A 20,092-nucleotide genomic window follows, 5' to 3' on the forward strand; every position below is an offset into this window, starting at 1 on the left:
AGATCAATAAATATCCTCCGAGATAATTGAATATAATTAGATTTTTGAACCGAACTGTCCTGAGATGTATCCGCGTTTACCGTTATAAATAACTTCCCAGTAACCTTTGGAATTGTTTTTACCTTTAACTGAACCAGAAATTGAAACAGTGCTTCCAAGCTTGACTGTGCCAATATTTTTTGAACTATTTCGATCAGGTTTGTCCATTACGATTGCTGCGCTTGATACACCGACAATTTTGATTTTTCCCACGGATTTAATAGATGAGGAGTTTGAAGAAGTTGATGCTGTTTTTGGGGCAGAGGAAGAGGTTTTAATTGATCCTGTAACATCAACATATTTATCAGAAGCAGTGATGTAATATGTAGCGCCTTTAGAGTTCTTAACTTTGTATTGATACGCAGTGCCAACTTTAACTTTTTCAACAACTGTAGGGAATCCAATGCCTTTGTTTACTGTACCGACAACATCTTTATCTTCCCAAGATGGTTTTGAGTAGAAACGAAGACCGTCAACTTTTGATTTGAGGGAACCATTTGCTGCTGAAGAAGGGGAAGGAGAGGATGATGTTGGATTAGTTGAAGTAGTTGATTTGCCACCGAGAGATTTTAATTCAGCGGCAATTGCAGCTTTAACTTCATTCCAACGACCTTCATCTAAAACACGGTGAGGACAATATTTTCCAGACCACTCTTGGTGCTTCTTAACTCGCTCAACTCCCCAGCCACGTTCTTTGAGTAGTTGTGCAATAAACTTGATTGCAAGAGCTTCTGCTTTTCTGTAACGTTCCCCACCTGATTTAGAGTAACAAACTTCCACACCAATTGATTTGCGGTTTCCTGTACCGTGGTCTCCATCACCGCAGTGCCATGCATTCCGGTTTGTAGGAAGTCCTTGAACAACTTCTTTATCATCTACAGCGAAATGGTATGATACTGTTGCGTTATTATTTCTCATATAGCTAATTTCATTATTTGCTGATGCATCATTGGCTGTATTATGGAATGTGATATATTCAGCTGTCATTGCATAAGGACATTTAATTGCATATTTACTTGATGGTACCAGCATTTGTCTCGCTTGAATTGTCATAAAAACATCTCTCCTAATAATTAAATTTGAACACAAAAAAGAGAGAAGGGGACTAAACCCATCTCTCTTTAGCTCACGTATGCTCTTGTTATCTCTGTCTTTCAAGTATGTATTTTGAATAAAATCTATATTTTATCTAGAACGTAAACACCTCCTTAATTTTTAATGCATTTAGATTGTAGGGGTGATAAGACATAGCGCTACACCATATCCTCGTTCTTGTGAATACGGGGTTGTGATACGCATTACATAGTAACCTGAACCATCCTCAGATTTTGACCCTTTACCGGCTTTAGGAATTATACGATCACCAGCTGCAACAGTCCCATCAATACGTACAAATATCTGGCCAAACATTCCTACGATATTCCATTCAGGCCGATCAGACCGAGCAATATAATCTTCAGAAGGTTCATAATAAGGATTTTCTTTCGGAACTGTTTTAGTTTCGATTCTTTGTGTACCGTCTTCATTGGTAACTGTTACATCAATATCTTCGTAAATCAATCCGCCAAATTCGTTCTTTAAATAACGACCTTGCCAGTTAAAAGCTGCTTCACCTAAAACTACACCAGCTGTTTCAGAAATCACTCCTAAAACTTTATCTCCTGCGTTGGCTTTTCTGATTTTGTCACCTTCTAGAGTTACAAAATAACCAGAAGGAATGGCTTTACCATCAATCGATTCAAAATACTCGGCGTAATCTGAGAAAGTTGAGGCACCTTTAACTTGACCGGTAAGATTAATATTCCCATTCTTTGCATCTAATTGAATCTTTGTATTTGCTGTAGAGGGTACACCTGTAGCAGCATATCCTAAAGCAACTGTGTAACCTGTTTTATTGGCAACACCTTGGGAAGCTATGACCATCCTAGATGATCCAGTGCCTTCAATAGAAGAGTTATTTGAAGCGGCAACCATTGAACGACTGCCTTCAGATGTGGTTTTAGAACCGCCAGATGAAGCGATTACTACGTTACGAGGGCCATCGGCTTTAGATCCACCAGTTGTTGCTATAACAGCAGAAGCAGTACCCGTTGCTTGTCCACCACCAGAAGAAGCAGCTACAAGACTAGTATTTTTAGCAGCGTAGCCAGAAGTTGTCGCAATCCTTGTGCCACCTTTAATATTTTTTGGTACAAAGGATGTATAGGCTTTTCCGGCAATCTTCGAGGGGATAGCGTATTTATCACAATTGACTGCGTTAATGTCAACTTGAGAATTTGTACAATACAAGCCAATAGACCCTTCTTTGCTGTAACCAATTAAACTTGCTTGATTTACACTTGCGTTCTTAATAGCACTGCCAATTCTGATGCCAATTAATGCAGATTCAAGAACATTTATATTTGATAAGGACACAAAGTCAGATTTTTGACTTCCTCCATAAATATAAATATCTGCTCCAGCTGTTTTAAATCCAGATGAAGAAACATTATTAAAAGTAATGTTCCTGCTTTTATATTGAGTTGCAATAGCTGGATTACCTTTATAGTCATAAGAAGGGTCACCGATAGCTGTGAAATTAGAAATGTTAACATTTTTGTAAGCAGAAATAACCAAAGCTCTTGGTGTCATTCCAGCGTATAACCTATCGTTGAAAATTGGTTTTATTGCTGTGCAGTTAGAAGCCATAATATTTCTTGCAGTTTTAGATTCTGGGTCACTAGCTTTATGGAATCCAATGTGTCTAAAATCAAAACTTCGAATATCATTTTCAGATACACAATTTAAAAAGGTGACATTCTGTGCTGCTGGTGCATGTTCATGAGCCTTAGCTTCAAATCCTCGGCAGTTATTCTTACTGACACAGTTGATCAGCCAAACTTTCATTGAACCATCATCAATTTCAAATCCATTTGTGTTGCTGGCACCTGATGTATGAGCTGATCCGTTTCCATCATATGAATAACAATTTGTTATAAAAACATACTCTGAGAAGTGGGTTGTGAAACCATCGTCGCCAAAGTTCGTTGCTGTACAATTATTAATCCAAACGTATTTACTTCCACCTGGTTGATAAACATCTTCTGTATCTGTAAGGGAGTTATAAGAAGGAGAGGTTACATCAAACCCGTGTAATCCTGCATCTTTGGCATGAACATTATTTACCCATACAAATTGTGAATTGGTAATGTTTAAGCAACTTGAGTTGGGGCCAGAGGAAATGCTGTTGTTAGTCTTCTGAAGGTTCCAGTCAAGCAAGAGGTTTTCAAAAATAATGTACTTTGAATTTTGAACAGTTGTGATGACGTGGCTGTATGCGGGGGCATCTTTATAAAGTTTAATAACTGAGAGTTTACCTGTTCCATATAATCTAGTGTAGGATGGGACTTTCAAGCCTTTAACCATGTATGTTCCGGCTGGCACAAATACTTCTGCATTTCCCATTTCCAAAGCTTTGTTAAAGGCTGCAGTGTCATCAGTCACACCATCGCCTTTAGCTCCAAAATCCGTAACGCTAACTCTACGCTGAATTAATGCATTTAATATCTTCTCAACAAGGTTTGTACCCGTAATATGAAAATCATCTATGTTCCCAATTTGATTTGATAGCCCATCAACTTTCTCAGTGACGCTACTTGAAACACTGCTTACTTGTTTTAAGATATCCTCGAAAGTCTGCTTAATCGAGGGTGCAGTGTAAGAAACGCCATCTGATTTAAGTAATTCAATCGACATGGGAACATAGGAACCGGTATTTTTATCATAATATTTAAATCCCATCTAATTCCTCCAAGTTAAAAAAGAGACTAGTAGATTCTCCTTCTAATCAATTTCATACCAAACCATACCTGATTCAGGTGCAACATTTGATATGATTACTCTTTGTTTTTCAGGTACCAAGCCTTCATCTTGATACCATATATAATTTGTACTAAACGGTTCGACAGCACTTAATAAAATATTGAAACCTTCATATACTTCTGAAGTACCAATGTCTACCCAGTCAAATCCATCCCACCTATAGACTGTTTTTGTATCTTTAACTGCAACAGTCCAGCCAATGAGCGGGTTTGGATATGTTGTAATAATATCGGCGTATGTATAAACTGAAGGCTTATAAATTTTTCTTGTGTTTTCAACAACATATTCATAATCGGATGTAGCTTCTCTGCACCATTTAGTTATTTCAATACATCGCTTTGTAACACGTTCACATTCAGCAATCCGTTCATTCATTCGAATTATTGCATCTTCAGCTTCATCAATAAGCCCTTGTAGAGTTTCAATTACCATATTCCCTTGACGCTTTATCCAAATTCGAGAGGCGGGAAAGAAGGAAGCTCCTTCGCCACTGTAATTGAAGGTAAGCGATTTTCCTTCGTTTGAGGCATTAAAAAAGACCACTCCCATAAGGTAATCAACCTTAAAATAGTTGTCGTCAAGTTCTCCATCTTCAATCTCTCGCCATTCCTTATTGTCCCCAGTAACTTCAACACGAAATTCTCTGTTCGGAATCTCAGTTAGGAGTGCTCTTCCATTAAATATTGTTAATGTTTCATTGTAAGTTAGGTACGGGTCTTCAACTGAACCTATTCTCTTTTTACTTAGTATCGGGTCATTGTATAATTCAGCAAAATCCGCCAGTTTAATCACCTCCGTTAATTTTGTTGATAAGCTTCCCAGATATATTTAACGTTTAATTTATTGCCCCTAAAATTGCTATCTGCTCCTGTAATAAACATGAAGTTGCCTAAAGCGCCGTAACCTGTATCTCCGCCTTTTAAGGATAATCCGGTTGAAGTTACCTGATAGGTATAACCGCCCAAAGTGCTTTCAATAACAAGTTGACTGTCCTCGGTTGAAATTGGAGTTATTTTTACCAAATCGGGAGTAAAGGTGAGTGGGATTGCTTTACTTGGAGTACCGTCACCTATATAAGAACCCTTTGCAAACTTTGGGGGAGTGAGGATATCTTCAACTAATACATAATCAGATGCTGCCCGTCCACCTAACATCTCTGCATTACCATCTATTGAACCACTAATTATCCCTGATTCATTTCGAACGGGGATTGAGTTTGGGGAAGTTGATGTAGAAGCAGGAAAACCATTCAAGGAGTCTGCTGATCCTGCAGATGAGACAATCCATTCCTCTCCGTTAAACAGTTCCTGTTTATTAGTCTTTGGGTCAATCCAAATTGTCCCTGTTTCTGGATCTTCTGGCTTAGCTTCCGTGGAGATTGTATAGAGACCGTTAACTTTTCCACTAAGGCTTCCTTTTACTTCAATTGAAGGAGAAGGGAGGTAGGGGTTTTCAGAAGGATGGCTTGATTTAACTATATCCGAAAGAAGAATCTGATTTATATCTATATCTGCATCTACTCTTCGATATGCTTGGACACCAATAGTGTAGTACATATTTGAAGGTAATCCGGTAAAAGTGGCTGTCCGTCTGTCATATTTAACATTTTGTAAGTTCTCACTAGCTTGCACAGAGCCAAATGTGTACTCCTCATTGTCATCACTACCGTGTAAGTAAACCTCAAATCCATCAATGTTGTATTTGTCCTCATCGGAATAAACATAGTCCCACTGAATGGTAATATCAACTGAACCGTTATCATTTACCTTGTGGGTAATTGCAGTGCCATCAGAAGCAATGGCAGGAGGGGCCGGCTGTACTGAGATTCTGTCATTTCGGATATTGAAGTTTTCAGTGACTTTGTCCCATTCAATCTTTCTTTTGTTTAATTCAGTACTTATTTTGTTTGTTCTGTAAACAGTCTTAATGATTTTCTCAAAATCAGATTGAACTCTTTTTCCATTTGTAACTGTGACACTAATATTTGATTGTTCAAAATCAATTGTTATTGCTGAAAGTATGGCTTTAATATCGGTATTTAAATCATTCTGTTGAACTCGTACTATGTCTCCTAAACTGAACCTATCCCAGTTATGTTTTTCACTAATACAGTTAAAAAAGTTAACAATATCGAGTGTTACATTCACTGGTGGTGTATTACGACTTTCAAGTTCTTCGTTGGCATCATCATAAAGTTCATTCTCATCATAGATGCTGTCATTTGACCACTCAGTTGTCGAAATGAAACGTGAGAGCAGTTTTTGCTGATTTTCACTAAAATTGTTCTCAAAAGAAAGCTTTTCTTTAAGCTTAGAAATTGAAGCAGATATTTGAGAAATTGTTGATTCAATCGTAGCAATTTGGTTTTTCTTTTCTGCAACTGCTTTCTGCTTTACGGCAAGTTGAGCTTTTAGTTGACTTGTGTCATCTCCAGCTTTCTTCGCAACATCAATTCGATCTAATAACTTTTGGACTTCTAGATCAAGTGTGTAAAGCTCATTATTCAATTCGGTTAAACCAGTTTCAGCTTCGTTCTTTTGGGTGAGAAGCTTATTAAACGCATTTCCTTCGCTATTAACAAGATCATTATAATCAAGAATTGCATGACAAAGTTCATCTGGCATATAGGCACTGTGGGAAATTACATTTCGTTGTTCGTCACGTTGAAAGGGGAAGAGGAAATAAGAGAAATCATCAATGTACGATTGGCCAGTCGGGTTCACTGAATTAATACTTATGCCATCTTTTCCAGTAGCATACAGTCTTGTTACCAATTCGTCTGCATCATCAGAATCGTCCATGCTAATCATATATTGCCGAGGGTTCAGTTTAAGGCCTTTGTATTTCGAAATGTCTGATTCTTTATAAAAGCTTACAGTTTCATTTACTGTATCAAAGACTGGGACTGCATCGAACTTCTCGCAGATTGAATATAAAAAATCAAGCTTGTTAGTTGATGATACGTCAAACTGTCTCCGTTTTATGTTAAAGAGAGTATCAATGTATCCAACCGTCCAACTGGTATTCTTTAAACAGTCTGTAACTACTTCCTGGAGATTTTTAGATGTCTCCTCATATTTAAGAACGTTTATTCTACTCAATTCATGTTGAAGAGATCTGCACTCAATTTGTACAGTATCCATTTCACTGCTGAAAGACTTGGTTCTTTTTGTGATAATAAACCAAATCGCAAGCCCATAGAACTCAGTTTTAATTAGGTACCAGGGTTTTAGTAAATCTACAACATGATTCCTTTTAATGACCCCATCATAGGTGGCCTTAAGCGGAATAGAGAAGGAGAGTTCGTGAACGCTGCTTCCATGATTTAAAGTTACAGTTGGATTCAGAACTTCATCAATGTTGGCTATTTTAGTCTTATCTGGCTTAGCAAGGGATAAGCGTATGTTTTTTATCTCTGTATCCTTGCGAATAGTTATCAATTTTCCACCTTCTTACCGATACTTAAATCTGAAAGTGAATCTCAGTTTGCATTTTCCGGTCACTTTTAATCGATTTTTCCCGTAATCCAATCTAATATAATTGTCATTAAAATCATCATATCTTTCATTCCCATATAAAGACGACTCAATAATTTCTTTGAAGCCATTCACTTTAACAATTTCTCTGTCTTTTAGATTACTGAATATAAAGGGATCAGTATAATCACTCAGGTTCTCGATTTTTACATCGCCGTCGCCAATTTTAAGAATTTCAACAGTAGGGTAAATCGCAACATCGCCTTTGTTATGGAGTTCAATGATTTTCATTCCTGATGATATATCAAAGGAATGAGTACTTGTGTTTCGACTATATGCATAAGGGGAGTTGCATTTCATTGTCAAACGAACATATCCATGTCTAGCCGCATTATGGACTAGATCACTGGTATCTACGGGCATTGCATAATACACAATGTCTAAATTTTCACTGAAAGCTAAGGGCTTGTAATCATCAACATCTAGCCAGCGCTTAATTGCTCTTATTTTTTTCTCATCATAATTTTCACCAACATAAAAGTTTAAAGGAAATTGTTTTGCTTCTCTTTTGACACCTTCAGTGTACGGCTCTGATCTTCCTTTTACATAAGTTTCATTAACTGATCGTGAACCCAAAAAAGATTCCTCAACTAACCCAGACTCTGTATTAACGTTTTCCACTCCGTAGTCAATGGACTTTTCGTTGTCAAACAGGAAATATTGGCTCTGTCTAATCAATTTTTCACCCCCAATATAAAAAGAGCCGGCTTTAGCCGACTCATGTTATGTTGAAATTCAGTCCAGTATTTTTAAGACCATTTGCTAATTGTTTGTACACTAAGCTTGCAGTTTCTTTAGCATTACTAGCTTCTGTTACATTAATTGTGAATGAGTTCTGATTGTTTGATGTATTTCCTTGAGGTGTAGAAGGGGTTACAGTAGGTGTCGAGAAGTTCTTAAGAGTTGGAATTAAGCCTTTAGTTAGACTTGTTTGACTAGCAACTGCAGCGTTCATTGCTGGTGTAACAAGAGAAATACTCTTACTTAAAACATCTGAAATTTTACCAGGTTGACCCCATTTAGAGGTAGTCTTTACTGAATTGTCAGTGGACGTTTGACGAACTTGTTTCACAGCTTCCAGCATGTTTTCAGTATCTGTCTTGTTTAAAATAAGTTCCTTGTCATGTAAGAATGCAAGCTTTCCTGCTCCAAGTCCTGTGCCTGTATATCCACCAGAAGCAAATGATGACACCTTTTTACCTGTTGTATTTCCAGTTGTAACGGTATTTAATGCACTGGCAGCGTCCTTAAGCTTATCAATCAAGTTATTGGAAATACTTTTCCCAATCGACTTCATATTCTCGTTAATGAACTTGGTGAATTCATTAAGCTGTTTAGCAATATCAGTGATTTTACCATCCATAAGCTTATCTTCAAGCTTTTTGAATGCTCGTTCATCATTTACCAGGTCATCGTACTTGTTGTTAATTGATTCTTCATCTTTATCAAGCTGATCTTGAAGGGCTTCTTTCCGTTTTGTGTTGCTACGATCTTTTATATACTCATCCAAAGCTTCCTGTTGTTCTTGAAGTTGTTTCTCTAGGTCTTTGACTTGCGATTTAGCCTCAGAGGAGTCGTCCATGGAAAGTTTACTGATCTTATCTTTTGTTTCCTGTATTGCTTGGTTTTTCTCCTTCAATTCCTTTTGATATTTAGCTTCTTCGTCTTCTTTGTCGATCTCATCAATCTTATCTTGTGTCGCTTTCTGATGGGCTTCTAACTCAATATCCCGCATTTTTTCGTACATCTCTTTGTAGATGGATACAACTTCATCAGCCAATGATTTATAGATATCCTTGATCGACTTCTTGGTGTTATAAAGCTCAAGGTTAAAATCTTTCTGTTTATCTTTCCAGTTTTCGATTTCTTCAGTGATCTGTTCCTGGATGTCAGGGAAACCTTTCGCAGCTTTCTTTTGCTCTTCAAGCTGTTTGATATATTTTTTGGCTTCCTTTTGTTGTTGCTGAATGAGCTTTATCTGCTTGCTATAGTACTTAACCTTGTCCTCATCTTCTTCAGTCATTGAAATTTTATTATCAACATCTTTAATTTTCCCTTGGGTTTTAGAAGATGACTTTTCAATTGACTTAAGCGTCTCATCAACTTTAGATTGGACAAGTTGCTTCTGTAGCTCACGAACCTGATCTTGAACAGAAATTAAATCTAGCTTGGCTTGTTTAAGCTCTTCTTGAAGCTGGGCACGTTGAGCGGAGTTTAATGCTTTATTTGTTTTTATTTCTTTTTGAATCCAATTAACTTTTTGTTGTTGGATTTTAGCTTGTTCTGCAACAGCTTTTTTCTGATCAGAGGTGTATTTGCGGAATTCCTTGCTGTCAGAAGTGTATCGGTTAGCCATTGATTCATCTTTAGCTATCCGAACATCAAAATCCCCAATTCTTTTATCAAACTCATCGAGTTTGGATTGAACTAGTTCATACTGAAGTTCTTGAATCTGATCATTGACTGAATCTATATCTCCTTGAAGGGAGAGAAGATCAGATTTAGCCTGGGCTATCCCTTGTTGCCGTTCTGCCTCAGCTTGTGACGCATCTGAAATAGATGTTCCAATACCTTGCATGTACTTTTCAGGATCGATTGTTTTTCCATTTTGTTCGATCTGTAAATGAAGGTGGTTCCCAGTCGAGTTCCCTGTGCTACCAACTTTACCAATAGTTTGACCGGCTTTAACTGATTGACCTGTTTTAACAGAAGGAGTGTTAAGCATGTGCATGTACTTGGCAACTGTTCCATCATCCTGTTTAATAACAACCCAGTTACCTGCAGTTTTACTGTAGCCAGCAATTTGGACTTTACCACTTTGAAGAGATTTAATTGCTGTACCTGCTTTTGCAGCAAAATCAGTTCCTTTGTGTGGGGAGGAGCGGAGACCGGATTCCTGCTGTCCATATTTGGAGCTTACCCTAAAAGCGCTATTATTTGTATAATAGCTGGCGATTGAAGAAGTGGCAGAGGAGAGGGATTTGCTGTAGTTGGACATGATCTTCTTGACGTAATTCTGTGTTTCTTTAAAAGGAGGGATACCACCATATTTAATTACGTTACCAGGCCCAGCATTATATGCAGCCAATGCTTTTTCAACATTACCGCCAAACTTTTCAAGTTGTTGGGCGAGGTACTTTGTTCCACCCATAACATTTTGATAAGGATCGTATGCGTTATTTACTCCCAGGCTTTTTGCTGTTGCTGGCATCAGTTGCATTAATCCCATGGCACCTACACCAGATCGTGCTTTAGCATTAAACCCTGATTCTTGCTGAATTACAGCTGCAATAAGGGCAGGATCAACATTGTATTTACTAGCTGCTGAATTAATGTAGCTTGAATACTTTCCTGAATATGATCCACCAGTTGAGGAGAGGGTTCCGCCAGAAGAAGTTGTAGAGGTTACAATACCGTATTGAGTAATGTTACCGGATTTAATTTGATCTTTAAGCAGCTTAGCTTGTTCCTGCATAAGCTTTTTCTTTTGCTGAAGTGCTTTAATTTCTTTCTTAATTGCATCTCGATATTTCTGAGAGTATTTTGGATAATCATTGACCTGCTTGTTGTACTTGTCAATCTCAGCATTAACTTTTTCTAATGCTTCCTTGTATTTATCAACAACATACATGGAAGTTTTTACTTCTTCAGAAGCTTTTTCTGCAGATGAAGACATATCTTCCATTGATGTACCAGTCTCTGATAGAGAAGAGGAGGCTAAATCAGCTAATTTATCAAGTTCATCAAGTTGATCAGTAATGTCAGTAACTTGATTTAAATCTTCTTGGGTTTTAGGAAGGTATTGAATTGCTCCGCCATTACCTTTTTTCATTTCCTCAAGAATTTTCTGTTTTTGTTTTTCAAGATCTGATTTCAAATTATAAGCATCTTGAACAGTTTTGATTGCTTTAACTTCAGATTTATACATATTAATCTTCTTGTTTAAAGCATTAGCTTGATTTATTAGATCCTGCTTAACAGACTGCTGCATGTCATTGTATGCTTTTAGCTTGGCGTCACGTAGCTTAACAACTGCATCCCTGTTTATTTTCACAACGCCATTTTCAATTGAAATAGCGTCTGCAAGATCGTTTTCTTTCTGGATTAACTTCATAGCTTCCGAAGCTGATAAACTTTTACCTTCAGCCATTTTCTCAAGCAATTCATTTAAAGGGGAGATGTTATCAGCCATGGCATCATAAGCATCGTTTTGCAGTGCGGAAATTGCTAAATCATTTTGTTTAGAATCAACAAGGTCACTAATAATGGAACTAATTTCTTCAAAGTCACCTTTGGCATCTTTAAGTTTGTCAGATAGGGTGCCAACAGATTCTCCTAAAGCATCTATACCTTCTCCATTTTCATCCCATGTTACTTTAGCTGATTCGGCTGAATTGTTTGTTGAGTCAATAGCATCCTTAAGATCCCCATAAGAGAGTACAAGACCATTTGCCTTATCAGAACCATTTACATATTGACTTATGAGGTTTTCAAGACCTTGAGAGGCTTTAGAAAAGTCGGTCTGATTTCCAGATTGTAGAGCCTTTTGTATCTTATCCATATATTGAGACACATTGATAGAAAAGGACTCTAACTGCGATGCATCCATTTTGCTGAAATCAATTTTGTTAAATGCATCATTGACTTCCTTGGTAAGCTGAGGGTTAATTTTTACGGAGTTAAATGCTTCGACTGTTTTGGAAACTTGCTCACGGATTTTTGACTGTGAGCTAGAGAGTGATTGTTCAACACGAAGAGCCTCTTGTTCAGCTTTAACACCTTGATTTTTAATTGAGCTGTCATCTGCAAAAGGATTTTCAAAGAATGACCAAAAACCCTTACCTTTTGAGTATGTATCAGCCATCTTTTTATATTGATCAACTTCAGCCTGAAGATCCTTAATTTCTTTCAAACTATCAGAAAAAGTATCTTTAGCACCCGTTTGAATATCTTTCTTATTGAGGTCAGCTAGTTCTTGTGTATATTTGATGGCATCTTGTAGAGCATCATTATTTTTAATTATTGCTTGCCCTTGTGAGTCGTAACCAGCAACTAAATTAGGAAACGTTTGAGCTAATTGTTGCGTGACCTGAAGATACTCCTGTTCTTTTTCAGAACTTAAGGTACCTGATTCTTTTGCTTTTTGAAGCTCTTTATATTGAGCAATTAATTGATCAGTTGTGTCTTTATTAGTTGTAATGGCTTCAATACTTGTGATTTTAGCTTGTTCAAAGTCTTCGCGGGCTTGTTTTAATTTTGAATATGAGGATATTAGCTTCTCAATAACAACACCAAAAGCCATCATTGCTGCCATAGGGAGGAAGCTGCCAGCTAAGAAAGCTCCTGTAGTCATTGCTGCCTTTTTTAAGCTTGTAAGTGAAGTTGAAAAAGCAGTTGTGATTTTACTCCAAATTGCTGTTTTGGCTGAAGCTGCTGTCACTCCAACCGTAAAAGTATTAAAGTTAAGGATAAGATTTTTTAGAGCTGCACCCATTGCAGTACCTGAAGTTATAGCACTTGCACGAAGTGAAGAGTTAAATAATATTACTGCAGCTGTCGCTGCTCCAAATACTTGCGGAAGTAATCCAACGGACTTGGTTACTTGGGCACTTAATTGCATTAAACTTTTTAACGCATCAGCGAACACTACGATACTATCAGATATTAACGCTTCACCTGATGCCACAGACATTTCTGTAAAAGCATTGGATAAACGATTAACTCTTGCTTGCAAGCTATCGGCATATTTTTGTTGCTCTTTCCATGAACTGCCGACTGAATTAGAAGCAGTATTCGCAGCACTTTGGGCAATGGAGAAGTTATTCATCATTGCGTTAAAACGAGATAACTGGTAAATACCCGCAACGCCTATTGATGTATTTTGTTTCTGAGCATCACTTAACGTATCCCATTTCCCAGCGAGTTCCTCAATTAATTCGCTCGAAGACTTAGCTTCACCGCCAGCTGTTTTAACTGAGATACCAATCTCTTCTAATGCCTTGATTGAACTTTGGTTATTACCAATACGAGCAAAAATGGTCTTTAGTGAGTTACCTACAACATTTCCTGACTCACGAGTAGTACTGGCAATTGCTGTTGTGTAACCAATCAAGTCGTTTAATTCAACACCGAAAGTAGAGGCTGTAGAGCCGGCTTTTCTAATACTGTTTGCAAGGTCTAAGGTACTAACTGCATAGTTGTTATCGACTTCATTTAACTTATCTGCAATTGATATAGAGTCACCGGCTGCTACATTAAAGTTAAGCATTGCAGCTGTTAAGGTGTTAACAGTATCGTTAGGATTCAAATCAGAAATGTTCTGTAAGACCTGAGCGGTTTTAGTTACATCTCCAAGTTCAGATTCACTAAAGCCCATTCGTCCAAATGAACCAGTGATTTCAAGGATATCCGAAATTTTATTAGATAGCTGATCACCAAGATCAATTGAGGATTGCAGTAGTTCATTAAATTTGTAATCAGGTAAGTCCATGACTCGTCTAATGTCTGTCATTAAAGTATCGATTTGAATGACTTGTTCCACCATTGACTTTAATGCTTGAACCCCTGAATAGAACATCGTCCCACTCAGAAAATATGCGGGCATACGACTAAATGATTGTGCTAATTGTTCTCCAAAGCCTGAAACATTAGAAGAAGCAGATGATGCATTCGCAGATACTTCTCTGAACTGCATATTTAGATTCTGCATTTGTGTTCTTAAATTAGGAGTTCTTGCCGTAAGTTGGTTAACTGAGTTGAGATAATTCTGAAGGGCAGAGGAGTTAGCGGTACTAAGTGAACTGCCGTAACGAGTATTTAGGTTTTGAACATTTATTTGCGCTTGACGTTGATATAATTGAACTTGATGCTCAAGTTCTTTTGTTTTTGCTTTAGCGGTAGAGGAATCATCAAGTCGTTTAATACGATTTGCAATTTGATCAAATTGAGCAGCAGTTTGAGCACCGTTAATTGAAGTGGAAAGTCGAGAGAGCACCTGGGAAGAGACTAATCCTTTTTCTCTTAACTTTTCTAGGCTTTGGTTTAGTTGTTCAATTGCTTTCCTTTGTTGATCGTAATTGGTTGTGGTTCTTGAAGAAGTTGCATTAGTTTTAGGGTCAGTCGTATAAACAATGTCTTCAAAACCGTTACGGTTTTTCTGTATAACCTTTGTGGTTTGGCCTTGTAAGTTCTTTTGCTCTGTCTTTTGTTGTACTTGACCTAATTTTTCAGTAGCTTGAGCGAGCTTGTTAACTTCTTGAGTTTCTTGCCTTAGAGCAGCATTGCGATTATTAATTATTTTCGTTTCACGTTGAAGAATCTCACCGTTTTTCTTGTATTGCTGGGTGAGCTTTTCAACTGATCCATTAGAATTTTTAATTACTGTAGACGTTTCTTTTACTGTTTGATTATAGGATTTTAGATTTTTTTGATACGCATCTACAGCAGAAGAGAATTCTTGCAGAGCTTTTAAGGTTGTAGAATCGATATTTGTGTTTAGTTTGAGGGAGTTAAGCTTTTTTTCTAAAGATTTGATTTGCTGATTTAACTGTTCGACAGTTTTTGATGAGGTATCAGCTTGCGGGGTTAATATGATTTTGAGGTTTTGACTCAAGTAAGAATCACTTCCTTTCAGTAGGGAAGGGGGAAAATAAAAAAGCCACTCAGCTATTGAGCGGCTTTACTACCTTTGCGTATTGCTATTTCCATAATCCCTTGCCAAATTTCAACATTAGATAAAGCTTCCTTAACTTTTTGATCATCTTGTTTAAATCCTTTAGTGTTTTGTAAGCCAGTATCAGTTTTACTCGGTAAGAACTCTATTTTAGTTATGGGGTTAGAAAAATCATCAAGTTTTAACTTAAGGTCAATCTTTCTAAAATATTTGGACTCGGTTCTGTCTGAAGATAACCCTCCAACAAGAGCCCCAATACCTCCTGCAGCAAGTCCTCCGATAACGGCTCCTGCCATTTGACTACCTCTAGAAACTCTTGTTATGGATTGATCGTCAATAGCTATCTCAGCTTCGATTATCTTGCTAAATGGGATTGAATTTTCTTCAATTGCCAATATTTCATTGAGATGATGTATAACAAACTTATTTTCTGATTCAACCAAAGTCAGCTTTTTATTTTTATCTGGGGTTAGATATGACTTATAATCCTTTGGGTAATTTCCTGCGGAAATTATTTTCTCAAAATTTTGTTTTTCTATTTCCTTTTGTTTATCTGCTCCAAAATCCCCTATTATAAAGAAAGCAGCTATTACTAACAGAACAATAATTGCCCAAATCATACAACCACCACCGTGATTATTTTACTAGATTATACCATCGTTACCAAAGAGATAAAAGCCGATAACAGTTTATTTTATTTGTATTATTTCTTCTCAGACAATACCTGTTCTAATAAACTTCTGTATTTAGCTGCTCGTGATCGGAGATTACTGCCATTTCTAATCCCTTTAATTAAAAGTATATAAACAATGAAGGCCACAAAAACAGCAGAAGATGCACCAACTAGGGGACTATTCATATTCCGATAAAGAATTGAAGCTTGAGTACAAATAAGAACAAGACCAGCACTGAAACCAGGTATTATTTTAGAGTTATCATTTGACTCCTCTATTTCTTTCATTCTTGCGATTCCTAATACTAATATATCAAAAGTTAATCCTCGAATTCGTTGTAGTTCAGCCTTCTTATTGTTGGCTGTCCAATATCCAAAGTAATATGTAATGTAGCTAGCAATTTCATAGTCTGACCAATTTAATAAGATTTCATCTAAATTGTCAGCTTGTTTATAAAAGTCTTTTATCCAAAATTGCCATGTTCGAATATTAACTACAATTTGATTATCATTCATTTCATGATTTGAAGGAGATGTGGTTTCTTTTTTATTCTCTTTGTCGACCTTAACACGTTCAAGTAATGTCTTAAAGTAGGCGGCTGTTGCCATATCTTTTTTATCCTTCCCAACAGCAATCAAAAGTATTAATACCGAAAACATAGTGAATGTCAAATAAACTCCACTTCCTAGGGATTGTTTATCATCAACAAAAATAATTTTCAATGCACCAAAGAATAAGGTTAGTATTACAACAAAAAGTGCAGCAGATTTAGAGTGATCAAAACTTGATTCAATAAGTGTCATTCTGGCTATCCCAGAAGAAAGATCATTATCACTTAACTGTTTTAAAGCCTCATACTTTTTTGATTGTTCAGTATGACTTTGCCCCTTAAAAGGAAATTCTTGTCTAATAAATTTAGTTAATTGCCTTAAATTTGATGATGTAAGATGTTCCTTTACACTTTCAATAAATGCCACTGTAGTCACCTCAAGGTAAATATCGGCTAAATAATGGCAATTTGAATATTGACATTTTTATATATAACATTTATAATTGATGATTTTTCATTTTTATCTTAAGTTATGATACAATATTTTCAAAGAGGAGGGCTAAAAATGGAAAAGATCAGGCGGTACATAATAGCTTTAAAAACAACCGAAGGTCGAGTTTTGATGGCAATGATATTAATTTTTGAAGCTTTAGCTGGATCGTTGTTTAAACAGATTAATGCAGTTGATTTTATGGGCACATCAATATTCGGATTGGTAGCTGGAATGAGCTTTATTTTCCCAATACTCATAGTCAGTGTTGTCCTCACTAAGGTTTGTAAAAACATCATTGAGAAAAAACCAGATCCTACATATTAATATGTAGGGTTTTTAAATTATTTTATGTATAAGCAAAATCCCTCGATTGAAGGATCTTGATTCTGCATAAAAGAGGGATTTTAACTAAACAAATATTTGATTCTTTTCTTCTTCAAAATCCCGTAAATCATAATGTTTGATTGTTGTTGAGACATCTTCATGATGAGCTACATATTTGCTTATCAATTCAATTTTGATTTTCTTAACTTCGAGGAGATAAGTGATGCATGAAGCTTTGAAGAGGTGAGGGTTAATACGCCGACCAAGAATGTCTGATAAAACGTCCGAGCAAAAATAGTCAGCCCAAGATTCTGACATCTGTTTAGGCTCTCCGCCATACTGAGTAGTGAAGAGGTATTCATGATCATAACCGCGTTTTTCATGCCACAATCGAAGGTACTCCAATGCTTCTGTGTTAATCATGTACTCAAGAGGCTTTCCTTCACCTTTACCTTTTCCAAATACCTTGTGACTCATCACATATGACTGACCTTCGGGGATAGGGTAATCTAATATTTCTGTTTTTAGCTGTATGAGTTCTGCTCTTCGCCCGCCAACATTAAAAGCTGTGGCAAGCCAGGCCAATCCTAAATAATTTTCGTCTTCTTTTAAGGCGTCCATCATTAGCTTGTAATCATCATATGTAACCTTTACTTTTTCATATGTTGTGGTTTTTGGAATAGCCGGGAGTCCACGGGTGAAGTTTCTGAATTTCTCATAATTCTCATCATCTTCTGCAACAACATTTTCAATATAGTTATTTAATGATGATACACCAGCTTTTTTTAATGCAATCCCACTGGAAGACATTCCACGATTTTTTAAGAAACTTTGATACCTAATAAAATCACGCTTTGAGATTTTATAAAGTTTTTTCCCATTTAGAGAGGTATGTACCCACCAAAAGAATTGGCGAAGGGAGGAATAATACTGTTTTCGTGTTTTTTCTCTAAATGAATGAGCATCTAAAAACTCTTGAACTAAGTTTTTATGTTCCTCGTCAACTTGCTGCCACATTGACTCTGTAATCTCAGGGAGCTTTTTTGCTCGTGATCTGAGCATATTCTTTTCAATTGATTTGACCATTAATTCACCACCATTAGTTTGTTTTGATTCCATCTGTTTTTAAATCTTTTTTCAATGCCTCTGTTATTCGTCCATCTTTTAGAGTCTCAGCAGTATTCTTCATAAAAGGACGAGGTTTACCGTAGCCATATCCATATGAATCCGGGTAGGTATAACCCTGACCAGTTTCAATGACTGTAGCAACATCTTTTCCGTCATCTTCTCTAATATTGTCCAGTGACACCCCGTTGCTTTCGTTGGTCGTTATAAAGGCATCTTTAACTTGTCCTGTGCGTTCATAAAGCAGGGGATTATATGCACCGTAAACATCCTCATCAATGCGCTCATGTCCTGTTTTTACCATAATTTTTTTGACGTTAGATGAGGATTTATGTATTGATTGAATAGCAGCTTGTTCAATCATAATCTTAATTTCCTTAATGTTTCTCGCCATCATTGTGGGACAGCGCTGCCTTCAATTTCTTCGACCTTCTGAAGGATAAGATTATTTGCTTCTTCCTGAGATTTTTTTGATAACTCATCTATGTTTTGTTGCAACATCACAGTGGCCTTTCCCAGCTTCTCTAGGCTTTCTTTAGGGAAACTTTTAATAATCAAAGGGAAATACTCTGAGTCTACCAGTTTAAGATACCATTTGACTTTATTTTTAATGTCATTTGGAATACCCAAATCTGTAAATTCTTTGATTAGTGAGAAGAATGCCCAATGAACTTGATTTATATCCTTGAAGGATTTGATACCTGCTTCTTTTGCTTCTTGTGGATCTGAAATCAATCCTGTTAACATTTTTGTTAACCGAGAAGGGGAGAAGTATGGATAAATGAATACATGAACGTTATCAGTTAATGTGACTTTTTCTTTCTTGTCATATTTACTGATGCTTTCCTCGATTAAACCTAAATTCAACTTTTTTGATGCCATTTTATTTCCTCCTTTTTATCCTCTTCATAACAAAAGACACCCGCAAGAAGGGGTGTCTTGGTAAACTTCAATATAATTTTATTTTAGCTCATTTAAAGTATAAGCTGGATCATTGGTAAACAATCCATCAACCTTTAAACCAAGCATTTTCTTGGTTAACTTTCTCTCATTTTCTGCATCAAAGAACACATGTATTTTTAGATTTGAATCATGGACTTTCTTTACAACTGTTTCGTCAACTAATTTAGCGTTTGGGCCAACCGCATAAGCATATTTTTTGATGTTTTTTAGAGTATCACTTGTTAAACTATTTACCTCTTCATCACCAAGTAGACGAACAAGAGGAATATCTTTATTTATTGAGTGCAACTTCTTTAAACTCTCTTCGCTAAAAGACTGTAAGACAACTTTATGTTTAGCAATTAAGTTATATTTGTTCAGTATATCAACAAGTTCATGTTCCATTACTAAATTGCCGGTATTATCTTCTCTAGTTTCAATGTAATAATTGGTCGAGAGGTCAAATTCTTTTATAATTTCTTCAATTGTCAATATTTTTTGACCTTTACCCGCATTGAATTTTTTCAATTGTGACAAAGTCAGTTCCTGCACTTTTCCTTTTCCATTAGTTGTTCTTTCAACATCCTTATCATGTATTGCGACTAACTTGCCATCTTTAGTTTGTCTCAGATCAATTTCTATAAAATCTGTCTTATCTTGAATTGCTCGTTTATAAGATAATACAGTATGTTCTGGTTCTAAACCAGATGCTCCTCTGTGAGCAATAATCAGTGGATTGTAGTTATCAATAGGGGGATTTTCAGTTTTTCCTGATCCTTTAATAGAAGAGTGGGAAGCGGTGGAACATCCTCCTATGAAGATTAGAAGTACAATTATTAAGTTTTTTAATATATTCATAAATACAAATTATCACAT

The 20,092-nt window shown here is 36.5% G+C and carries 13 protein-coding genes; 1 reads left to right on the forward strand and 12 read right to left on the reverse strand.

From position 1 onward, the window contains the following. Window positions 1-36: 36 nt before the first annotated feature. The 8 genes from QA442_RS11120 to QA442_RS11155 all read right to left on the reverse strand — a co-directional run bounded on the left by QA442_RS11120 (window position 37) and on the right by QA442_RS11155 (window position 16,759). Entirely contained in the window at window positions 37-1,092 is a 1,056-nt protein-coding gene (locus tag QA442_RS11120; protein ID WP_279474437.1) for a peptidoglycan recognition protein family protein, read from the reverse strand. A 171-nt stretch (window positions 1,093-1,263) separates the two neighbouring features. Continuing rightward, entirely contained in the window at window positions 1,264-3,819 is a 2,556-nt protein-coding gene (locus QA442_RS11125) for a peptidase G2 autoproteolytic cleavage domain-containing protein (protein WP_279474438.1), read from the reverse strand. A 42-nt stretch (window positions 3,820-3,861) separates the two neighbouring features. Then, window positions 3,862-4,683, reverse strand: a complete 822-nt coding sequence (locus QA442_RS11130; RefSeq protein WP_279474493.1) for a hypothetical protein — start codon at window positions 4,681-4,683, stop codon at window positions 3,862-3,864. A 14-nt stretch (window positions 4,684-4,697) separates the two neighbouring features. After that, a complete protein-coding gene (locus QA442_RS11135) occupies window positions 4,698-7,340 on the reverse strand; it encodes a DUF7361 domain-containing protein (RefSeq protein ID WP_279474439.1) in 2,643 nt (880 codons plus the stop codon). Between the two features lie 12 nt (window positions 7,341-7,352). Beyond that, the gene (locus QA442_RS11140; protein WP_114523679.1) at window positions 7,353-8,114 is read right to left on the reverse strand and encodes a distal tail protein Dit; all 762 of its coding nucleotides are present in this window, start codon (window positions 8,112-8,114) and stop codon (window positions 7,353-7,355) included. Between the two features lie 40 nt (window positions 8,115-8,154). Further along, window positions 8,155-15,048, reverse strand: coding sequence for a phage tail tape measure protein (locus tag QA442_RS11145; protein ID WP_279474440.1), 6,894 nt, complete (start codon window positions 15,046-15,048; stop codon window positions 8,155-8,157). A 53-nt stretch (window positions 15,049-15,101) separates the two neighbouring features. Continuing rightward, a complete protein-coding gene (locus QA442_RS11150; protein ID WP_279474441.1) occupies window positions 15,102-15,728 on the reverse strand; it encodes a hypothetical protein in 627 nt (208 codons plus the stop codon). Window positions 15,729-15,811: 83 nt separating this feature from the next. After that, window positions 15,812-16,759 carry a hypothetical protein gene (locus QA442_RS11155; protein ID WP_279474442.1) on the reverse strand — a complete coding sequence of 316 codons (948 nt, stop codon included), beginning with the start codon at window positions 16,757-16,759 and terminating at the stop codon, window positions 15,812-15,814. 138 nt (window positions 16,760-16,897) lie between these two features. Between QA442_RS11155 and QA442_RS11160 the strand changes: the two genes are divergently transcribed. After that, the gene (locus QA442_RS11160; RefSeq protein WP_059293764.1) at window positions 16,898-17,149 is read left to right on the forward strand and encodes a hypothetical protein; all 252 of its coding nucleotides are present in this window, start codon (window positions 16,898-16,900) and stop codon (window positions 17,147-17,149) included. An 84-nt stretch (window positions 17,150-17,233) separates the two neighbouring features. On the opposite strand, the gene QA442_RS11165 is transcribed toward QA442_RS11160, so the two are convergent. The 4 genes from QA442_RS11165 to QA442_RS11180 form a co-directional block, all read right to left on the reverse strand. Then, a complete protein-coding gene (locus QA442_RS11165; protein ID WP_279474494.1) occupies window positions 17,234-18,235 on the reverse strand; it encodes a tyrosine-type recombinase/integrase in 1,002 nt (333 codons plus the stop codon). Between the two features lie 13 nt (window positions 18,236-18,248). Then, window positions 18,249-18,668 (reverse strand): hypothetical protein, encoded by a 420-nt coding sequence (locus QA442_RS11170; protein ID WP_279474444.1) that lies wholly within the window; start codon window positions 18,666-18,668, stop codon window positions 18,249-18,251. Beyond that, window positions 18,668-19,156 carry a hypothetical protein gene (locus QA442_RS11175; RefSeq protein WP_279474445.1) on the reverse strand — a complete coding sequence of 163 codons (489 nt, stop codon included), beginning with the start codon at window positions 19,154-19,156 and terminating at the stop codon, window positions 18,668-18,670. The genes QA442_RS11170 and QA442_RS11175 overlap by 1 nt, the downstream gene beginning before the upstream one ends. Window positions 19,157-19,234: 78 nt before the next feature. Further along, on the reverse strand, window positions 19,235-20,074 hold the full coding sequence (locus QA442_RS11180) for a glycerophosphodiester phosphodiesterase family protein (protein ID WP_279474447.1): 840 nt from the start codon (window positions 20,072-20,074) through the stop codon (window positions 19,235-19,237). Window positions 20,075-20,092 lie beyond the last annotated feature (18 nt).

Origin of the sequence: Bacillus stercoris, assembly GCF_029772985.1 — a bacterium.
GTDB lineage: Bacteria > Bacillota > Bacilli > Bacillales > Bacillaceae > Bacillus > Bacillus stercoris.